Raw genomic sequence first — 17957 nt, forward strand, 5'->3', positions numbered from 1 at the left:
TCAACTGCCGAGGATCTGCTGGGATGCTTGCTCTTGCTGCTCGTAATTGCCGGCGTCGCGAACCAGTCCGTCGCGCACCCCGTGCAGCATCGTGACGATGTTGCGGAACGCCTGATGCATCTGGCCCATGGTGTCGTAGGAACTCGCCTCTGCCGTGCCGGCCCAGCCCGCTCCCGAGATGTTCTGCGAGGACGCCCACATCCGGCGGGCCTCGTCTTCCACGGTCTGGGCGTGCACCTGGAACCGGCCCGCCATATCCCGCATCGCGTGCGGGTCGGTCATGAATCGTGTGGTCATGATGAATGCCTCCTGTGAAGAATCGTCGAATCTGGAATGGATCACCGGTTAGTCCAGAGCGTCTCCCCCTCTCCTCAGCCGACCACGCTGCGCGGCAACACAGCCAGAGCCGGCATGGCGACGCCGAACTCTCGTGGCTGCATGAAGCGCACCGTTTCCGCGGGGATGCCCCGGGCCGTCATCGGCGCTGCCGCGCCTGCGCCGGTGATCGGCGTGGCCATAGCCGCCGGGGCCGTCGCCGCTTCCGGGGCGGACGCGGCCCAACTCGGCGGCACCGACAAACTGCCCACCGAGCCGGCCTGACCCATACCCGCCGACAACGGCACCGCGGTCCGGCCCGGGGTCAGCATTTCCGGCACGCGCGTCGGCGGTAGCGCCGGCGTCTCGGGCACCCGCATCGGCACGGTGGGAATTGGCATCGCTGGTCGAGGGACCGGCGTTGGCGTGTGCATCGGCATCGCCGGAGCCGGGCTGGGTGCCGCCGGCTGTTGCAGACCGGGTGTGGTCATGCCCGCACCCTGCCCGGCGCCCTGGCCGAGGGTGCCGCCCAAGAGGCCCACAAGTTGGCTGATTCCCGTTTGGAAGCTGCTACTCAGCGACGACGGAATCGTCGCCAGCGTGTTGGCCGCTTGACTGGCCAGGCCCTGGACGGCGCCTTGCAGGTTGTTGACGGCAACCTCGCCGGCTGCGATCGCGCTGCTGAGCACACCGGCCACGTTGGTCGTGGCTGGCGCCACGGACATCGGGGTCAGCATGGTCGCCGCTGCTGCCGCGCCGGCGTAGGCATACATTGCGGCGGCGTCCTGCGCCCACATCTCGGCGTAGTGCGCCTCCGTGGCCATGATCGCCGGGGTATTGATTCCCAGGAAATTCGTCGCGACCAGCGACGCCAGCAACGCCCGGTTGGCCGCAATCACCGGCGGTGGCACCGTGGCCGCAAACGCCGCTTCGTGCGCGGCCGCCGCCACGGTCGCCTGCATTCCCGCCTGCTCGGCCTGCGCGGCGGTGGAGTGCATCCAGCCCACATACGGTGCGGCGGCGGCGGCCATGGCCGCCGAGGAAGGGCCCTGCCATCCCGCGTCGGCAAGTTCGGCAATCACCGAGCCGTAGCCCGTCGCAGCGGAGCGCAACTCGCCAGCCAGGCCATCCCAGGCCGCCGCGGCGGCCAGCATCGACCCTGACCCTGGTCCTGCATACATGAGCCCCGAGTTGATTTCCGGGGGTAAGGCACCGAAGTCCATTGCTAATCCCTCCTTTTGATTGGTTCTAATTGGTTGTGGTCGTGACGACGGGCGCGCTAGTGAGCCCCGGCGTAGCTATCGCGGCCATACGCCCCCGAGTGATGGCCGTAACCGCCATGGGTGGCATGGTGAGCGCCGTAGCCCCCGTAGGCGCCGTGGCTGTAGCCGCCGTAGCCACCGTGGCCGCCGTAGGCGCCGTGGCTGTAGCCGCCCTGGCCGTGGCCGCCGTAGCCGCCCTGGCCGTAGCCGCCGTAAGCGCCGTGGCCGTAGCCGCCATAACCCTCGCGATATGGCGTTGTGCTGGCAGGCTCGGCGGGCGTCGAGTGGGTGGGCATCCGATCGGGCATCGGGCGGGCAGGCATTCGATCGGGCGCCGGGCGGGGCGCTGGGCTGGTTGGTGACGGGCGGTCGGGCGCCGGGCGAGTAAGCATCGGGCTCGGGGGTGGCTGGCGAGGCGCCGGACTGGTAGGTGACGGACGGGTGGGCGCCGGGGTGGGCGCCATCCGGGGCGCCGGGCTCTTGGGCGCGGGGGTGGCGGGCGCCGGACTGCTAGGCGAGGGGCCGACTGGTACCGGTTGCATGGGTACACCGGACGTTGACCCGCCGCCGGCGTGGGTCGCATTGGCGGCCTCGGTTGCTGCATACGAATTGGCGCTCAGTCCCAAGGCTTTGACGAATTGCTCATGGATCAGGTGGGCCTCAGCGCTGATCGCCTGGTACAACTGGCCGTAAGCGGTGAAGCTCGCCGCCGTCACCATCGACACCTCGTCGGCAGCCGCCGGGATCACCCCGGCGATGGGAAGCGCCGCGGTCACGTTGGCCGTACTGACGGCCGAGCCGATCGCTTCCAGGCGCCCAACCGCCGCCATCAGCATTTCCGGCAGCGTGATCACAAAAGACATGTGGTTTCTCCTCCTCCTACCGCGGTGCCGAAGTCCGGCACAGCTAGTACCCATATTGGCTGGGTCATCCCCGTGGCGGATACTGTGTCATAAATCATGAATCTTTGTCTAGTCCTGGATCTAGAGTTCTCATATCTGACTCACGACTCTCTGACGAGGATGCTTTGACCGTCTATTGGCATCGGGCTACTCTTGACCCGTGCCGAGGACCAACGCTGCCGGGTGGGGGCTCAAGCGCCTGCTTGAAGCAACGCTGAACCGTGACATCACCGTCGAGCAGTTGCGCGATGCCTGCGGTGTGACCAAAGGCCGGTGGTATGGGGGGAGTGGGCGCGCGAACGCCGAGGACTTCCCGGACGCCGAGGAAGCCAGGCGCGCGGCGCATGCGTTCGGCCTCAGCGCCACGTGGCTCCAAATGGAACTGGGCCTCATCACTCCCGAAGATGTGCAAGAGGCCTTGGATGGGTCGCAATCGCTGGACCCGTTCCGGGTTACGACCCGACAGCGAGTGCTGGCACCCAATCCGACGGCAGAGCCGCCGCGCACCTAACAGTTTTCGACGGGCTGGCCGGGCAGTCCGCTCTCCTTGCAATCGAACGCTGGATCCGCACCGCGCCGATGCCTTGGCGACGTTGGCATGCGGGTCGCAACCTGCCCTGCGCATGCGGGCACGCCGCGCGCGGCCGAGGTCCGATAGTCATCGACCCGGCGGCCAGCGACCACCGACGTGACCGCTCGGCCCGGTCACCTGGACGGTTGCGGAGTCATTGACGCTCACGGGCTTTCGTGAGTTGGTCGCGCCACTCCGAACCGCTTACAGTCCGGTTGACGCCTTACGCTCCTAACCGTCGGCACGATCCGGCGTGCTGTCGTCGTCTCCGACTTGGATCGCACCGTCCGTTCTCGCAGGACCCGGCAGCACATGAACTCGCCGCAGTTGTGAACCCCGAAATGCCTTTGCCGACAACACTATTTGATGCAAGCGTACTGTGGCGGGCAGCAGCTTGCTGTCGATTCAATTCAGCTATCCACGCGCACGTGTCGTCAGAACCGGCCGCAAGCAGTATCGGGCAGCGGGATCCGCCACGCCTAGCGCCCGTGCCAATTACGCTCGACGCCGTGGCGGAAACGTCGTATGCATCCTGCGGTGATCTCAGCCTGGCATATCAGGTATTCGGCGACGGGCCGGTCGAGCTGGTCTGGGCCGGGTCGTTCGCCAGCCACGTCGAGCTGTATTGGACGATGCCCGAATTCGGTTCCCTGATGGAGAAGCTGGGCACGTTCGCCCGGATCCTGTTGTTCGACAAGGCCGGGGTGGGGCTGTCGGATCCCGTCCCAAGAGTTCGCACGCTCGACGAACGAGCAGCCGAGATTGAGGCCGTCATGGATGCCGCCGGCTTCGGCAAGGCCGCCCTCATCGGTGTGAGTGAGGGCGGCCCGGCCGCAATCCTGTTCGCCGCGACACGACCGGAACGAACGCGGGCGTTGATCCTCACCGGTACGACGTCATACAGCGCCACCCAGGGCTGGGATGACCTCGAGTGCGACCCGGCGGAGCTGCGGGCGCGCGTCGTACGCGAGCTGGGTGAGGACTACGTGCCGTCGCTGGAATGGATCGCCCGGTCCCAGGAATTCGGCCGCGCGATCCGGTCGGCATGGGGCAGCGGGGCGGCACTCAAGTGCGTCATTTCGTCGATCCGGTCCATGCGCCAGCTCGGAACGTTGGAGCGCATGTGCGCCAGCCCGGCGATGGCGCGGGCGACGGCCGAAGCGGGATTCCGGATCGATGTCAGGCCGATCCTGCCGACGATCACCGTGCCGACACTCGTTCTCCATGCCCGCGACGACCCCGGAGTGCCGGTGCAGTCGGGCCGGTACCTCGCCGATCACATCCCCGGCGCGCGCCTGGTCGAGCTCGAGGGCGCGGACCACGCGCCGTGGTTCACCGAACCGGACAGGGTCGCGACCGAGATTGAGGAACTGCTCACCGGCAGCCATACCGCACCGGCGCAATCGCATCGTGCCCTGCGAACGGTGCTGTTCACCGACATCGTCGCCTCGACCGAACATGCCGCGGCCATGGGCGACGAGCGGTGGCGGGCGGTGCTCCAACGCTTCGGTGAGATCACTGCCGAACTCACCGAGCGATTCGGTGGCACGGTGGTCAAGAGCACCGGCGATGGGCATCTCACCACGTTCGACGGCCCGACACAGGCCATCCGTTGCGCGGAAGCATTGCGCGCTGGCGCTGAGACGCTGGGCATCGAGATCCGCATAGGCATCCACACCGGCGAGTGCGAATTGCTGGACTGCGACATCGGGGGGATTGCGGTACACATCGCGGCGCGGATCCTCGGGCACGCAGAGGCGGGCGATATCCTGGTCTCCTGCACGGTCCGTGACCTGGTCGTCGGTTCCGGCACCGGCTTCGAGGACCGTGGCAGCGTGGAGCTGCGCGGCGTTCCCGGCGCTTGGCAACTCCTGGCGGTCGAGCGTCACGGCGCGCGGGCCGGATCGGCCGAGGCGCAATTGGTGTCAATGCCCACCCCCGGCCCTCGCTCCACGATGCGCCGGTCGGATCGCGCAGTGGCGGTGATGGCGAAGCGGACACCGTGGATATTGCGCGGGATGGCCCGGTTCTCCGCGGCCACCGGTCGAAGATAGCCGAGTTGCGTTGAGCCGCAATACGGTTTCGCCCACTACCGTTTGCTAACTACCGCCGGCGGCTCCCGGAAAGGGCGGTGCCGAACCTTCACAGATTTGCTCGATACGCTTTGGCGCGAGCTATGACAACGCGCCAGATCCGCCGCCTCGTATTCGGCGTTATCGCTGGAGTCAGATGTTGACCTACGCCGACAAGCCCGCCCATCTGCACGACTTCCGGAAACCTGAAATCATGCCGGCATCTCAAGGCGCGCAAGCAAATCGGGACCAACGCCCCGACAACGAACAACGACGCCGCGCAAGGACCTGCCCGCCGCTTTCGAAATCGCTTGCGCGACGCGTCTTTTCCCGGTCAACGGCAGCCCGAGCACCAGGCGCGCCGCAGCTGGGTGAGCTACCCCAGTGAGCCGGAAGAAGTGCCTTCCGATCGGACGCCCGACGATCCGCTGCCCGGGCCCTTCGCCGGTTCTGTTATCCGGGGCCAGCCGTCATCCCCCGGCCGGCGGCTGTGGCACCACGGTCGGCTTGAATCCGTACCGGGGAGCAGCGAAGTGGGCTGCCATGCCGCGGCCGACGCCAGAACCAGGCATCACCGGCATGCCGCCGAACGCGCTTGCGGCGGGTTCCGCGGCCGCCGCGGCACCGAGGTTGCTGATCGTCACGATGGGGTTGGCCGGCCCGACCGTGTTGGCCCAGGAAGCGGGCACCGACAATCCGCCGACCGACGCCGCCTTGCCGACGGCTCCCGCTATCCCGCCCAGCCCCGCACTCGGCAGGGCGGCAGGCAATGCCTCGATTGCTCCCTTGGCCGCCTTGGCGGCGGATTCGGCGCCCTCACTGGCCCACTTCGGCAGGTCGTGCGCGAGGCCGAAGTAGTCCTTCATCTGGGTGACCACGAGCCGAGCCGGAGAGACCCACCTATTGAACACGTCCATGGGCAAGCTGCCGTCCACCGTTGCCGAACCGGTCAAGCCCTCAACCACATCGCCGAACAAACCGGCCACGACGATCCCGTCGCCGTTGGAGTTCCAGGTGTGCCCAACCAGGCCGAGTGCCGCCAACGGATTGCTGAGCCAGGGCGCTTCGTTCGTCAGACCGGCCATCTGCAACAGCGAGTTGGTGATCTGGGTCATCCCTTGCGCCGGCGCCGAGGTGCTCACCGCCTGCGCCACCGCGTTGGCCTGGGCGACCACCCCGGCCAAGTTGACGGTGGGGAGCGCCGGGCTGAACGGCGTCAACGTCGTGGCTTGCGCCGATGCGCCGGCATAGCCGTACATCGCGGCCGCGTCCTGGGCCCACATTTCGGCGTATTGCGCCTCCGTGGCCGCGATCGCCGCGGTGTTCTGTCCGAGAAAGTTGGTGGCCAGCAACGCCATCATCAGGGCCCGGTTGGCCGCGACCTCTGCCGGCGGCACCGTCGCCATGAACGCCGCCTCGTAGGCGGTCGCGGCGGCCACGGCCTGGCCACCCGCCTGCTCGGCCTGGGCGGCGGTGCTCCTCAGCCATGCCACCTGCGGCATCGCGGCGGCCACCATGGACGCCGCCGACGGCCCCTGCCACGGCCCGTCGGTCAGCGCGGTGACAAGCGCATCGTAAGAGGACGCGGTGGATTGCAGTTCGGCAGCCAGGGCATCCCACGCAGCCGCCGCAGCCAGCATCGGCCCCGAGCCGGGCCCGGAATACATCAGCGCGGAGTTGATCTCCGGTGGTAACTGTGCAAAGTCCATGACTGTCGGTCTCCTAGCCGATGGTGGCTGCGTTGGCGGCCTCGGTAGCCGCATACGAGCCGGCGCTGATGCCCAGGGTGGTCGCCAACTGCTCCTGCACGGCTACGGCCTGGGCGCTGATCTGCTGATACATCTGTGCATGCGTGGCAAACTGCGTGGCGGTCAGCAGCGACACCAGATCGGCTGCCGCCGGAAGCACCCCGGTGGTGGGGCCTGCCGCAGCGGCATTCCCGGCACGGACCGCAAAGTTGATGGATTGCAGTTCCGTAGCGGTTGCAGCCAGCATGTCCGGCTGCGCGAGCATGATCGACATGAATATCCCTTCCCCAATATCACTTTGCGTCAACGACTTTCACGGACGGTGACGCCGCTCATCGCTGAAGCACATCGCACGACACGGTAGGCCAGTCAGATAGGAACAACACAGGTTTCACCCAGCCTGTTCACTGCTGTGTCGATAACAATTCATTTGCTGGGGCAAACACGCAGGGCAGTTGGAATTATTCTATGAAACATATCTGAATCAAATATGATTAGAGTTTGATATGAAGTTCGGGGCGAAGCCTTCAAGCGCGATATGGTAATTGGTTCGGACAGCGCATCCACGCCGCCATTGACCGTCCGACTAGCGCGTTATCGAGCCTCAGATCCACAACAGATGCGCCACACTCGCTGGCAACACGGCTATCCGCCTCACCACGCCACCCCGGAACCAATCAAAGGTGACCCGACCACGGTGACGAGTAATGGCCGCGGAGACACCGGCACTGCGGGTTGGCACCCGGCGACCGGTGTCAGCGGACAGAGCCGGTCCGGTGCACCGATACGGTCGCCTTTAACAGCGCGGGTTTTGGCGGGAATGCGGGATCAGAAATTTGCTGCTGGAAATTTTTGCTCAATGTGCAGTCCGGGTCCGCGAAGCGACCCAAGCGCTTGCCGCCGTCGCCGGGCCGGCGAGCGAGCGGCTCGCCCGGCGCAGCCATCCGAATCATTGGGCAACTACGGTTGACAAAAATCATGTCCCAGTGCTACCTTCGCCTCCAGCATCGTTGTGATCGGGCTCACGATAGGTCCCCCTCCCGACGGTCGCCAATGAGCTCGCACTAGTCCAGGAGGCATGGGTATGCGCTCCGTACCAAACGGCCCGGCCGTGCGAAACACTTGTGCGAGGTCGAACGACAACACCATCCACGGCCCCTAGGCCAGCACGTCGACGCCGAAATCTCCGCACCGGCGGCGGTCTAGTTCAGCGGTTCGCTCACAACGACTTTCGGACGAAAGCGTCACTCTCCGACAACGAAGTCGCACCAACATACCTGTACCCCAAGGGCGCTCGGCAGGGTATGGCCAATCGGGCTTGACGGCACCGTAGCCGCCGATGTCCATTCAACTACACGCCTTGATAAGTCGCGGAGGTTTAGTTTCCTGATGTCGATTCTCACTACAGAGCCGGAAATGCTGCAGTCAGCGGCAACCAAGCTGCAAACGCTCGGCTCGTCGATGATCTCCCGTAACGCGGCCGCAGCCGCTGCCACGATGAATGTGATTCCGCCTGCGGGCGACGAGGTTTCGGCGTTGACAGCGATGCATTTCGCGGCACACGCGAAGGCGTTTCAGGCGGTCTACACCCGGGCCATCGCGATTCACGAGGCGTTTGTCGCGACGCTGGCGGCTTGTGGGGATTCGTACACCGTCGTTGAGGCCACGAATAGAGTCGGTCTAGCGTAGAAGAGCAGTGCCACAATGGATTACGCGCTATTGCCGCCGGAGGTCAACTCCGGCCGGATGTGGGCCGGCCCAGGCGCCGGCTCGCTGCATGCGGCCGCAGTCGCCTGGGATGAGATGGCCGCCAATTTCTACGATGCGGCCGGCACGTATGCAACGATGCTCGCCAACCTGGCCATGTCGTGGCGAGGACCGTCGGCGACAAAGATGACGGCAGCAGCCACGCATTTCGTGGCGTGGTTGACGGCGAGCGCTGCAGAAGCCGAACGGGCTGGACAGCACGCGCGGTTGTTCGCAGCCGCTTACGAGATCGCGCACCTGATGACGGTGCCGCTGGCAGAAGTCCTGACCAACCGGCTCGTGCACCATGTGCTGGTCGCTACCAACTTCTTCGGCCAGAACACCCCGCTGATCATGCTCAACGAAGCGGATTACGGCAGGATGTGGGCGCAGGACGCCGCCGCCATGTACGCCTATGCCGAAGCGTCGGCGGCCGCTTCACGTCTGACACCGTTCACTGCGCCGGCGCCGACCACCGATCCGGGCGGACTCGTGGGCCAGTTCGCCGCGCGGGCGGTCGGCACCGCACACGCCTCGGGCGAGGTACTTCAGCAGGTGGCGCGGCTGCACGAGCTGACACCCTCGGCACTGCACGCACTCGCTTCCCCGGCCGGCTCCGGCACTTGGTCGAAAGTGTGGACCGCTATAACCGACGCCGCGAGTGCGATGCGGAAGACGACCGAGTGGGGACTACTGGGGGGCAAGGTGGCGTTCGAACCAACCATCTTTTCCCTCTCCGTCATGGACGGGATGAACATGGGCAGCATGATGCAAAAGATTGCAACCAAGGCGCTGGCCAAGGCCGCGATGGGTGGTGCCGCCGCGGCGACCCACATGATGCCCATCACCGCCCCGGCACATCAGGTCAGCGCGGCCTTGGGCAGCGCGGACTCGATCGGACGGCTGTCGGTACCGCCAAGTTGGGCCGTGAAAGCCCCGGCAATCCTTCCCGACGCCGACCTGTTGCCCGGCGCGGTCGCGGCCGATCCAGACTCCGGTACGCCGTGGGTCCAAATGGCAATGTCCAGCCTGGCCGGAACCGGGGTCGCCCGCGCGGGTGCCGCGCCGATGGCCCGGACAAGGTTCATCCCTCGAACGCCCGCCGGCGGTTAGCAGAGCCGAAGCGACGGCGCGGATTTCGCTTCCCGGCGCCGAAGCGGCGCTAGGCTAGCGCATGCCGTTCACACAAAGCGCCCCACGGGTCGTCCGCAAGGCGGTTGCCCTGGCCGTCGCGGGACTGGTCGCCGCGTCGCTGTCAGGGTGCGATTCCCACAATGCGTCGCCGCCCGGAGCCAATCCGCGTCAGGTGACCGTCTTCGGGTCGGGGCAGGTGCAAGGGGTTCCGGACACGTTGACCGCCGACGTCGCAATCGAGTTCACCGCAGCCGACGTCACCAGCGCCATGAACCAGACCAACGACCGCCAGCAGGCGGTGATCAATGCGCTGCTGGGGGCCGGGGTGGACCGCAAGGATATTCGCACCACCGAGGTCAGCCTGCAACCGCAATACAGCAGCGCGGAGCCGGGCGGAACCGCCACGATCACCAGCTACCGCGCCGACAACGCGATCGAGGTCAAGATTCACCCCACCGACGCCGCATCGCGGCTGCTGGCCCTGATCGTCACCACGGGCGGTGACGCCACCCGGATCAGTTCGGTCAGCTATTCCATCGCCGACGACTCACAGCTGGTGAAGGATGCGCGGGCCCGCGCCTTCGACGACGCCAAAAACCGTGCCCAGCAATACGCGCAGTTGTCGGGGCTGCGCCTGGGCAAAGTGCTGTCGATCTCGGAGGGGTCCGGTTCCACCGCGCCGACGAGGACCGCCCCGCCGGCGCCGCCGCGCGCGGCGACCCCGGTGCCCATCGAACCCGGTCAGCAGACGGTCAGCTTCTCGGTGACCGCGGTGTGGGAACTGGACTAAGTGCTACTGATAGACCCGGGGGTCCAACGTCCCGATGTATGACAGGTCGCGGTAGCGCTCGTCGTAGTCCAGGCCGTAACCCACCACGAAGTCGTTGGGAATGTCGAAGCCGACGTAGGCGATATCGACGTTGGCTCCCAGCGCATCAGGCTTACGCAGCAGCGTGCACACCCGCAGCGACCTCGGATGCCGGCTCTTGAGGTTGCGCAACAGCCAGGAAAGCGTCAAACCCGAGTCGACGACGTCCTCGACGATCAGCACATCACGGTCGTGGATGTCGCGGTCGAGGTCCTTGAGGATGCGCACCACTCCCGACGACGACGTCGAGGACCCATAGGAACTCACCGCCATGAATTCGAACTGGGTGGGTAACGGAATCGCACGCGCCAGGTCCGTGACAAAGAGCACCGCGCCCTTCAGCACGGTGACCAACAACAGATCCTGGCCGGTCGCCGTGGACACGTCGCGATAGTCGTCGCCGATCTGGGCGGCGAGCTCGGCGATGCGGCGCTTAATCTGCTCCTCGGTGAGCAGCACGGACTTGATATCCCCCGGGTATAGCTCCGCTATCTGCCCCGGGAAGGTCTCAGCCACGACCACAGCGTAGCGACGTCGACCGACCGACAACCAACGCAGGCGTCAAATCGGTTTCCCGACAGGCTCGAGCCGCAAGGACAGCACGCAGTCACGTCGTCCCGCGAACAATCGCTGACCCCGAGATGCCGACCCGACCGCCACGCCACCCTGGCCATGCCAGTCGGTGACCAGCGCGTCGACGCCGCGGATCTGCTTGTCGGTCAGCCCGGTCGCGCCGCCGGCCAGCAGCCAGCGGCGGATCACCCGGCGTCGCACCGGGCCCGGCAGCGCGGTGAGCGCCGCGGTGTCCAGCCCCGAACCGGCTGCCGCGGCGGTCAGCGCCCGGGCCGCGATGGTGTCGATCAGGTCGGTGTCCTCGCGCAACGCGGTCGCGGTGCGGGCCAGCGCCTCGGCCACGCCCCCGCCCAGGACGTCCTCCAGCAGCGGCAGCACCTCCTGGCGCAGCCTTGTCCGGGTGAAGCGCCGGTCGGTGTTGTGCGGATCCTGCCAAGCGGTCAGGCCCAGCTCCCGGCAGGCGGCCTGCGTCACGTCACGACGCACCCCCAGCAGCGGCCGGCACCACGGCGGGTCGTAGGGGCGCATGCCGGCGATCGACCGCGGCCCCGAACCTCGGCCGAGCCCCAGCAGCACCGTCTCGGCTTGGTCATCGAGCGTGTGCCCCAACAAGACTGGACCGTCGCGATGGGCCTGAAGCGCGGCGTAACGGGCGGCTCGGGCCGCCGCCTCCAAACCGCCCGCAGTGCCGACCTGAACGCAAATCACCTGCGCGTCATCGCAACCAAGCGAAATAGCTTGTGCCCGTGCAGTTTCGGCGACCGCAGCCGAACCCAGCTGCAACCCGTGGTCGACGATCAGTGCGGTGGTGGGCCGCAGTTGTGCCGCAACAGCAGTGAGCGCCAACGAGTCCGGGCCGCCGGACAGCCCGACGCACCACCGCTCGGCGGAGCCGAAATGCCCGGCGGAGCCGAAATGCTCAGCGGAGCCGAAATGCCCGGCGGAGCCGAAATGCTCGGGGGAGCCGAAATGCTCGGCGGAGCCGAGGTATTGGGCGACGAATTTCTCGACAGCCCTGCGCAGCTGCGCTACAGCACCCGGTCGATCCATCGCTGCGGGTTTTCGATCTCGGCCGGCAGGGGCAGTGTCTGCGGACCCGTCCAGATCGTGTTGAATCGCTTCATCCCGACCCGGCTCACCACCTCGTCGACGAACGCCTTGCCGCGGGTGTACTGACTGAGCTTGGCGTCGAAGCCCAGCAGGGCCCGCAGCAGCCGCTGCAGCGGCGGTTGCTTGCGCTGACGTCGTTCGTCGAAGCGGCGGCGGATGGTGGCCACCGACGGCACCACCACCGGCCCCACCGCGTCCATCACATGCTCGGCGTGGCCTTCCAGCAGCGTGCCGAGCACCAACAGCTGATCCAGGGCCCGGCGTTGCGCCTCGGACTGCACGGCGCGCACCACGCCCAGAATGCCGGACACGTGGCCGCCGGAATCGTCGGACGAGTCGCCGCGGTTGCGGACGAAGTCCGCCAGCCGGCTCACCACCTGGCCGAGATCATCGGCCGGTTCCCGGGTGAGCAGACCCAGCGCTTCCTGCATGTAGCCGGCCAGCCAGGGGTTGGCGGTGAATTGCACCCGGTGCGTGACCTCATGCAGACACACCCACAGCCGGAAATCCGAAGGGTCGACCCGCAGTTGCCGCTCGACCGCGATGACGTTGGGATACACCAGTAGCAGGCCGCCTATTCCGGCGCCGTCGGCGGCGGCGAACGGGTCGTACTGGCCGAGGATGCCCGAAGCCACGAACGCCAGCACCGCCCCGGTCTGGGCGCCGGTGATCCGGCCGGTGAGAAAACCCCGGGGCTTGTCGGTGCCGTTGGTCATCGCCCGCATCGATTCGGCGGCCGCCCGAACCCATGCCGGCCGGTCCAGGACGCGCGCCGGCGGCACCGCACCTGCGGTGATCAGCCCGGTCACGTCGCGCACCGGCGGTTCTGCCTTCTCCGCCGCCCGCATCAGCTCGCCGATCACCTGGCGGCGGGTGTATTCGGTGGACGGCGGGCCCGGGCGGGCCAGCCGCTCCCCCACTGTGGCCGCGAAGCGCCAATCGACGGTGTTGCCCAGGGTCAGCTCCGAGGGTGCTGTCACGTCGTGCACCCGCAGAACCACAGTTTGGTCGCCAGGGCGTCCATCGCGTTGCGCCCGTTCGGCCCGGCATCGTTGGACAGGAACGCAAATGTCAGCACCCGTCCGCTGCTGTCGGTGAGCACCCCGACCAGCGAGTTGATGGCCGTCAACGAGCCGGTTTTGGCCCGCAACCAGCCGGCCGGGCCCAGGTTGGTGGCCCGGTCGAGAAAGCGCTCGCCCAGCGTGCCGCTGCCACCGGCAATCGGCAGCAGATCCAGCAACGGGCGCAACGCCGGCTGGTCCGGTCCCGCCGCGGCCTGCATGGCCCCGTCGAGGGTGCGGGCCGTGAGCCGGTCATTGACCGACAATCCGCTGGAATCGGCCAGCGCGGCGCCGGTGGTGTCGATGTGTGCGCTGTTGAGCCGGGTGATCACCGCGTCGACCGCACCGGTGAAGCTCTGCGGACGGTTGATGGCGGCGGCCACCTCACGGGCGATGCATTCGGCCATCACGTTGTCGGAGGCGTTCATCATTTGGGACAGCCGTTGGATCAACGGCGCCGACTGCACCACGGCCAGCTGCCGCGCGCCGGCCGGTGCCGAGGCGATCGTCACCGCCGCCGGGTCCAGGCCCAAGGCTTCGGCCAGCTCCCGTCCGGCGTCCAGCGCCGGGGTGCGCGACCGCCGGGAGTTGACGGTGGTGGGCTGGATCCGGCCGGCGTCGATCATGGCCGCCTCGATCGGGGCGATGTCCCCGTTGTCGACGTCGGCCGGGTCCCAGCCCGGTGCCATGGTCGGGCCGGTGAACGCGGAGATGTCGACTTGCACGGCTGTCGGTGTCATGCCGCTGCGGCGGATCTGTTCGACGAGGTCACTGATGCGCGCCGCGCCTCGGTACCAGGTGTCGACACCCGGTGGCGCGGCCGACAGCGTCGGGTCCCCCGCGCCCACCAGCACCACCGGCCCCAGGCTGTCGCGGGTGCCGGCCACCACGCGAGTGCTGACCCGAGCCTGTCGGTCCAGGGTGAGCAATGCCGCCGTCGCGGTCAGCACCTTATTGGTCGACGCCGGGATCAACGGCATGTCGTCAAGCTGGCGCCACAGCTCCTGGCCGGTCAAGGCGTCGGTGACCCGGCCGCCCAGCCTGCCCAGGTTGGGGTCCGCCGCGGCCTGCGCCAGCGCCGCGGCCACCCCCGCTGCGCTGGGCGCCGGAGCCGTGTCGACAACCGGAGTCACCCCCGGCTTGACCGTGGGCGGGCGCGGCGGCGGGACCGGCGGGCGCGCACCGGCTCCGTGACTACCGGTCGTGAAGAACGCCGCGGCCGCTACCACGGCAGCGACAAACGCCAGCACGGCCACCCCGACGAACACGTGGGTGGTCTTTCGCCAACGTTTGGGACCCATGACTCTCCTGCCTTACAGCGCCCTTTCCGGTCTTTCCGGTCCTTTCCGGTCCTTTCCGTGTCCCATTGTGCCGAACCGGCCACGGGGCAGCGCCGCGGTATCGCTGGACTAGGGTGTAGCCGCGACGGCATTGGACCTACTCAAGCCTCTCCCGGGCCTTGCTTATCCACGCTTATCCACTCGTTTATCCAAAGGAGCCACGCGGTGCAATTCGACGTGACCATCGAAATTCCCAAGGGCCAGCGCAACAAGTACGAGATCGACCACGAGACGGGCCGGATCCGCCTGGACCGCTACCTCTACACCCCGATGGCCTACCCGGCAGACTACGGCTTCATCGAGGACACCCTCGGTGAGGACGGCGACCCGCTGGACGCGATGGTGCTGCTGCCCGAGGCGGTGTTCCCGGGGGTGCTGGTGGCGGCCCGGCCGGTCGGAATGTTCCGCATGGTCGACGAGAAGGGCGGCGACGACAAGGTGCTGTGCGTCCCGGCCGACGACCACCGCTGGGACCACATCCAGGACCTCGAGAACGTTCCGGCCTTCGAATTGGACGCGATCAAGCACTTCTTCGTGCACTACAAGGACCTGGAGCCGGGCAAGTTCGTCAAGGCCGCCGACTGGGTGGGCCGCAAGGAAGCCGAAGCCGAGGTGCAGCGCTCGGTGGAGCGATTCCAGGCCAGCGGGCACTGATTTCGCGCATCACCTGGCGATTCGCCGATTGCGCAGCACGCTGTTGGTGACGGCGGCCGCGATGAATACCACCCCGATCGAGGCGGTGATCCACTCCGGCAACTGTAAGCGGTGGTTGACGGATATCAGCATGATCACCGCGAGAGCCCCGATCGCCCAATGCGCGCCGTGCTCGAGATATACGTACCGGTCCAGGGTCTCTTGGCGGACCAGATAGATGGTGATCGACCGGACGAACATGGCGCCCACCAGGCCGAGGCCCAGCGCAATGATGATCGGGTCGCTGGTGATCGCGAAGGCTCCGGTGACACCGTCGAAGGAAAAAGACGCATCGAGCACCTCGAGATAGAGGAAGAGCGTGAAGCCGGCTTTGCCGACGGCCCCCGCTCCCCCGACGTCGGCTGCTGCTTCCGGGGGGCGAAACGCCCGGCTCAAACCGTTGACGACGAGGTAGATGACCAGACCAAGTAGCCCGGCTATCAGCACGTTCGCCCGTTCGTCGCCCGAGTGCGTCAACTCCGTGCCGACGAGGACCAGCGCAACACACGCCACCACCACCGGCACCTGCCCGAGCCGGCCGACGCGGGCGAACGGCGCTTCGATCCACTTCAGCCACTTGATGTCCCGGTCGTGAAAAACGAAGTCCAGGAACAACATCAGCAAGAACATTCCGCCGAATGCCGCAATCTGTGGATGGGCGGCTTTGATCAGCTTTTCGTAGCTGGGCGAGCCGTCCGGAAACTCCAGTGCGCCGTTGGGCGGCGGATTGAGCGCCAGGTCCATCGCATGTACCGGGTCCAGCCCGGCGGTAACCCACACGATGGCCAACGGAAACACCAACCGCATCCCGAACACCGCGATCAGAATCCCGACAGTCAGGAACATTTGCTGCCAGAACCGGCTCATCTGCTTCAGGATCGCGGCATTGATGATGGCGTTGTCGAAGGACAGCGACACCTCCAGCACCGCCAGCACCACCAGCAAGAACAGCGCAGTCGGCCCGCCGTGCCAGTAGCCGATGGCCAGCGCACCCGTGGTGAACAGCAGCGACAATCCGAAAATGCGGATCGTTGTCATGGTTCCCTTCCGAGCGCCGCCCGGAATGCTGCGGCCGGATATCGGCTTCACGATGGCGGCGCAGATACCGACTGGCCGCCCATTTCATTTTTACCCAACAGCCACTCAATCAATCCCTGACAGGCTTGTCCTCGACCCCGCGGCCTGGTCGCAAGCTCTCGTGGACATGCTGAGCGACCACGGCGCCGCAACTTTGTGAAGGAGCATCCCTTGTCAACAGTTTGGCCATGTCACCCGGAACCGGGTCCCCTGCGGCCCTCGAGACGATGAGAAGAATGTGATGGATTTTGCGTGGTTGCCGCCGGAGATCAATTCGGCGCGGATCTTTGCTGGTGCTGGGGCGGGGCCGTTGTTTGCGGCGGCGTCGGCGTGGGCGGGTCTGGCTGCGGAGTTGGCGGGGTCGGCGTCGTCGTTTGATGCGGTGATTGCGGGGTTGACGGGTGGGCCGTGGGCGGGTCCGGCGTCGGTGTCGATGGCGGCGGCGGCGGCGCCGTATGTGGGGTGGTTGAGCGCGGCGGCGGTGCAGGCGGAGACGGCGGCGGCCTCGGCGGTGGTGGCGGCGACGGCGTTTGAGTCGGCGGTGGCGGCGACGGTGCATCCGGCGGCGGTGGCGGCGAATCGGGTGTTGTTGGGGGCGTTGGTGGCGACCAATTTCTTGGGTCAGAACACGCCGGCGATTGCGGCTACTGAGTTCGATTATGTGGAGATGTGGGCTCAGGATGTGGGGGCGATGGTGGGCTATGACGCGGGGGCGGGGGCGGCGGCTGCGGAGTTGATGCCGTTTGGTGTGCCGCCGTTGGATTTGGCGGGGTTGGCTGGGCAGGTCGCGGCCCAGGTGAGCGCGGCGGCGACGGGGGCGGTGTCGCCGGCGTTGCAGGGTGCGCTGGCGGGGGTTCCGGGGGTGGTGAGCGGGGTGCAGTCGTTGGCCTCGGCGGTGCCGGTGTCGTCGGTGATGCAGGTGGCGCAGGTTGCGGCGCAGCCGGCCAGCATGATGCTCGGGCCGCTGATGCAGTTGGGCGGCACGGCCAATGCGGGTACCGCGGGGTTGGCGGGGGCGGCGGCGTGGGAGGGTCTGGCTGATGCGCCGAAGTTTGTCGGTGATGTCAATCCGATGAAGGGCCTCGGCGGTGGCGCGGGGGTGGGTGCGGGTATTGGCGCGGAGTTGGGTAAGGCGCGGTTGGTGGGGGCGATGTCGGTGCCGCCGACGTGGGAGGGGTCGATGCCCAAGGGGATGTCGAGTGCGGCGATGGCGGGGTTGGGTGGGGTGCCCACGGCGGCGGAGCTGGCGCAGGCAGCCGGGACCGGTGGTGGGATGCCGATGATGCCGATGCCGATGGGTGCCGGTGGTGCGGGGGCGGGGATGCCCGGCGGGATGATGGGCCGCGGCGGTGCTAACCCGCATGTGGTGCAGGCGCGCCCGAGTGTGATCCCGCGTACCGGGATCGGATAAGGCCGGGCTTAACCGGCCTCACGAACCGGGGCGCCCGGCCCGCCTAGTATGTGCGAACGTGGCACGCATCGGGT

16 protein-coding genes and 2 pseudogenes are annotated in these 17957 nt (G+C 67.2%); 7 read left to right on the forward strand and 11 right to left on the reverse strand.

What is annotated here, in order from left to right; genetic code table 11:
- The 3 genes and pseudogenes from MKAN_RS11890 to MKAN_RS30450 form a co-directional block, all read right to left on the reverse strand.
- Positions 1 to 297 (reverse strand): WXG100 family type VII secretion target, encoded by a 297-nt coding sequence (locus MKAN_RS11890; RefSeq protein ID WP_036394594.1) that lies wholly within the window; start codon positions 295 to 297, stop codon positions 1 to 3.
- A gap of 74 nt (positions 298 to 371) precedes the next feature.
- Positions 372 to 1538 carry a PPE family protein gene (locus tag MKAN_RS32570; protein ID WP_023368537.1) on the reverse strand — a complete coding sequence of 389 codons (1167 nt, stop codon included), beginning with the start codon at positions 1536 to 1538 and terminating at the stop codon, positions 372 to 374.
- 605 nt (positions 1539 to 2143) lie between these two features.
- Positions 2144 to 2440: pseudogene (locus tag MKAN_RS30450) on the reverse strand (PE family protein); the annotation flags it as partial.
- 199 nt (positions 2441 to 2639) lie between these two features.
- Here MKAN_RS30450 and MKAN_RS11905 point away from each other — a divergent pair.
- Entirely contained in the window at positions 2640 to 2990 is a 351-nt protein-coding gene (locus MKAN_RS11905; protein ID WP_023368539.1) for a hypothetical protein, read from the forward strand.
- A gap of 569 nt (positions 2991 to 3559) precedes the next feature.
- The gene (locus MKAN_RS11910; protein ID WP_036445295.1) at positions 3560 to 5104 is read left to right on the forward strand and encodes an adenylate/guanylate cyclase domain-containing protein; all 1545 of its coding nucleotides are present in this window, start codon (positions 3560 to 3562) and stop codon (positions 5102 to 5104) included.
- Positions 5105 to 5592: 488 nt separating this feature from the next.
- Here the strand turns inward: MKAN_RS11910 and MKAN_RS11915 are convergent, their stop codons facing one another.
- The 3 genes from MKAN_RS11915 to MKAN_RS11925 all read right to left on the reverse strand — a co-directional run bounded on the left by MKAN_RS11915 (position 5593) and on the right by MKAN_RS11925 (position 7850).
- Entirely contained in the window at positions 5593 to 6831 is a 1239-nt protein-coding gene (locus MKAN_RS11915) for a PPE family protein (RefSeq protein WP_023368541.1), read from the reverse strand.
- Between the two features lie 13 nt (positions 6832 to 6844).
- Entirely contained in the window at positions 6845 to 7144 is a 300-nt protein-coding gene (locus tag MKAN_RS11920; RefSeq protein WP_023368542.1) for a PE family protein, read from the reverse strand.
- A 481-nt stretch (positions 7145 to 7625) separates the two neighbouring features.
- Positions 7626 to 7850, reverse strand: coding sequence for a hypothetical protein (locus MKAN_RS11925; RefSeq protein ID WP_129111818.1), 225 nt, complete (start codon positions 7848 to 7850; stop codon positions 7626 to 7628).
- A 409-nt stretch (positions 7851 to 8259) separates the two neighbouring features.
- Here MKAN_RS11925 and MKAN_RS11930 point away from each other — a divergent pair, with 409 nt between their 5' ends.
- From MKAN_RS11930 to MKAN_RS11940, 3 genes are all read left to right on the forward strand, one after another.
- On the forward strand, positions 8260 to 8559 hold the full coding sequence (locus MKAN_RS11930; RefSeq protein WP_023368544.1) for a PE family protein: 300 nt from the start codon (positions 8260 to 8262) through the stop codon (positions 8557 to 8559).
- Between the two features lie 15 nt (positions 8560 to 8574).
- On the forward strand, positions 8575 to 9729 hold the full coding sequence (locus MKAN_RS11935) for a PPE family protein (RefSeq protein ID WP_023368545.1): 1155 nt from the start codon (positions 8575 to 8577) through the stop codon (positions 9727 to 9729).
- A 61-nt stretch (positions 9730 to 9790) separates the two neighbouring features.
- A complete protein-coding gene (locus tag MKAN_RS11940) occupies positions 9791 to 10540 on the forward strand; it encodes an SIMPL domain-containing protein (RefSeq protein ID WP_023368546.1) in 750 nt (249 codons plus the stop codon).
- A 3-nt stretch (positions 10541 to 10543) separates the two neighbouring features.
- Here MKAN_RS11940 and hpt read toward each other — a convergent pair.
- The 4 genes and pseudogenes from hpt to dacB form a co-directional block, all read right to left on the reverse strand.
- Positions 10544 to 11183, reverse strand: a pseudogene (gene hpt, locus MKAN_RS11945) (hypoxanthine phosphoribosyltransferase).
- Positions 11180 to 12241, reverse strand: a complete 1062-nt coding sequence (tilS, locus tag MKAN_RS11950; protein ID WP_023368548.1) for a tRNA lysidine(34) synthetase TilS — start codon at positions 12239 to 12241, stop codon at positions 11180 to 11182. The pseudogene hpt and the gene tilS overlap by 4 nt, the downstream one beginning before the upstream one ends.
- Positions 12220 to 13281, reverse strand: a complete 1062-nt coding sequence (locus MKAN_RS11955; RefSeq protein ID WP_036394584.1) for a zinc-dependent metalloprotease — start codon at positions 13279 to 13281, stop codon at positions 12220 to 12222. The genes tilS and MKAN_RS11955 overlap by 22 nt, the downstream gene beginning before the upstream one ends.
- Positions 13278 to 14663 (reverse strand): D-alanyl-D-alanine carboxypeptidase/D-alanyl-D-alanine endopeptidase, encoded by a 1386-nt coding sequence (gene dacB, locus MKAN_RS11960; RefSeq protein WP_023368550.1) that lies wholly within the window; start codon positions 14661 to 14663, stop codon positions 13278 to 13280. Before dacB ends, MKAN_RS11955 begins: the two co-directional genes overlap by 4 nt.
- Positions 14664 to 14867: 204 nt before the next feature.
- On the opposite strand from dacB, the gene MKAN_RS11965 reads away from it, so the two are divergent.
- On the forward strand, positions 14868 to 15356 hold the full coding sequence (locus tag MKAN_RS11965; RefSeq protein WP_023368551.1) for an inorganic diphosphatase: 489 nt from the start codon (positions 14868 to 14870) through the stop codon (positions 15354 to 15356).
- Between the two features lie 9 nt (positions 15357 to 15365).
- Here MKAN_RS11965 and MKAN_RS11970 read toward each other — a convergent pair whose 3' ends face one another.
- Positions 15366 to 16433, reverse strand: coding sequence for a DUF475 domain-containing protein (locus tag MKAN_RS11970; RefSeq protein WP_023368552.1), 1068 nt, complete (start codon positions 16431 to 16433; stop codon positions 15366 to 15368).
- 280 nt (positions 16434 to 16713) lie between these two features.
- Between MKAN_RS11970 and MKAN_RS11975 the strand changes: the two genes are divergently transcribed.
- A complete protein-coding gene (locus MKAN_RS11975; RefSeq protein WP_036394451.1) occupies positions 16714 to 17883 on the forward strand; it encodes a PPE family protein in 1170 nt (389 codons plus the stop codon).
- The last annotated feature ends 74 nt before the right edge of the window (positions 17884 to 17957 follow it).

The organism is Mycobacterium kansasii ATCC 12478 (assembly GCF_000157895.3).
Lineage (GTDB): Bacteria > Actinomycetota > Actinomycetes > Mycobacteriales > Mycobacteriaceae > Mycobacterium > Mycobacterium kansasii.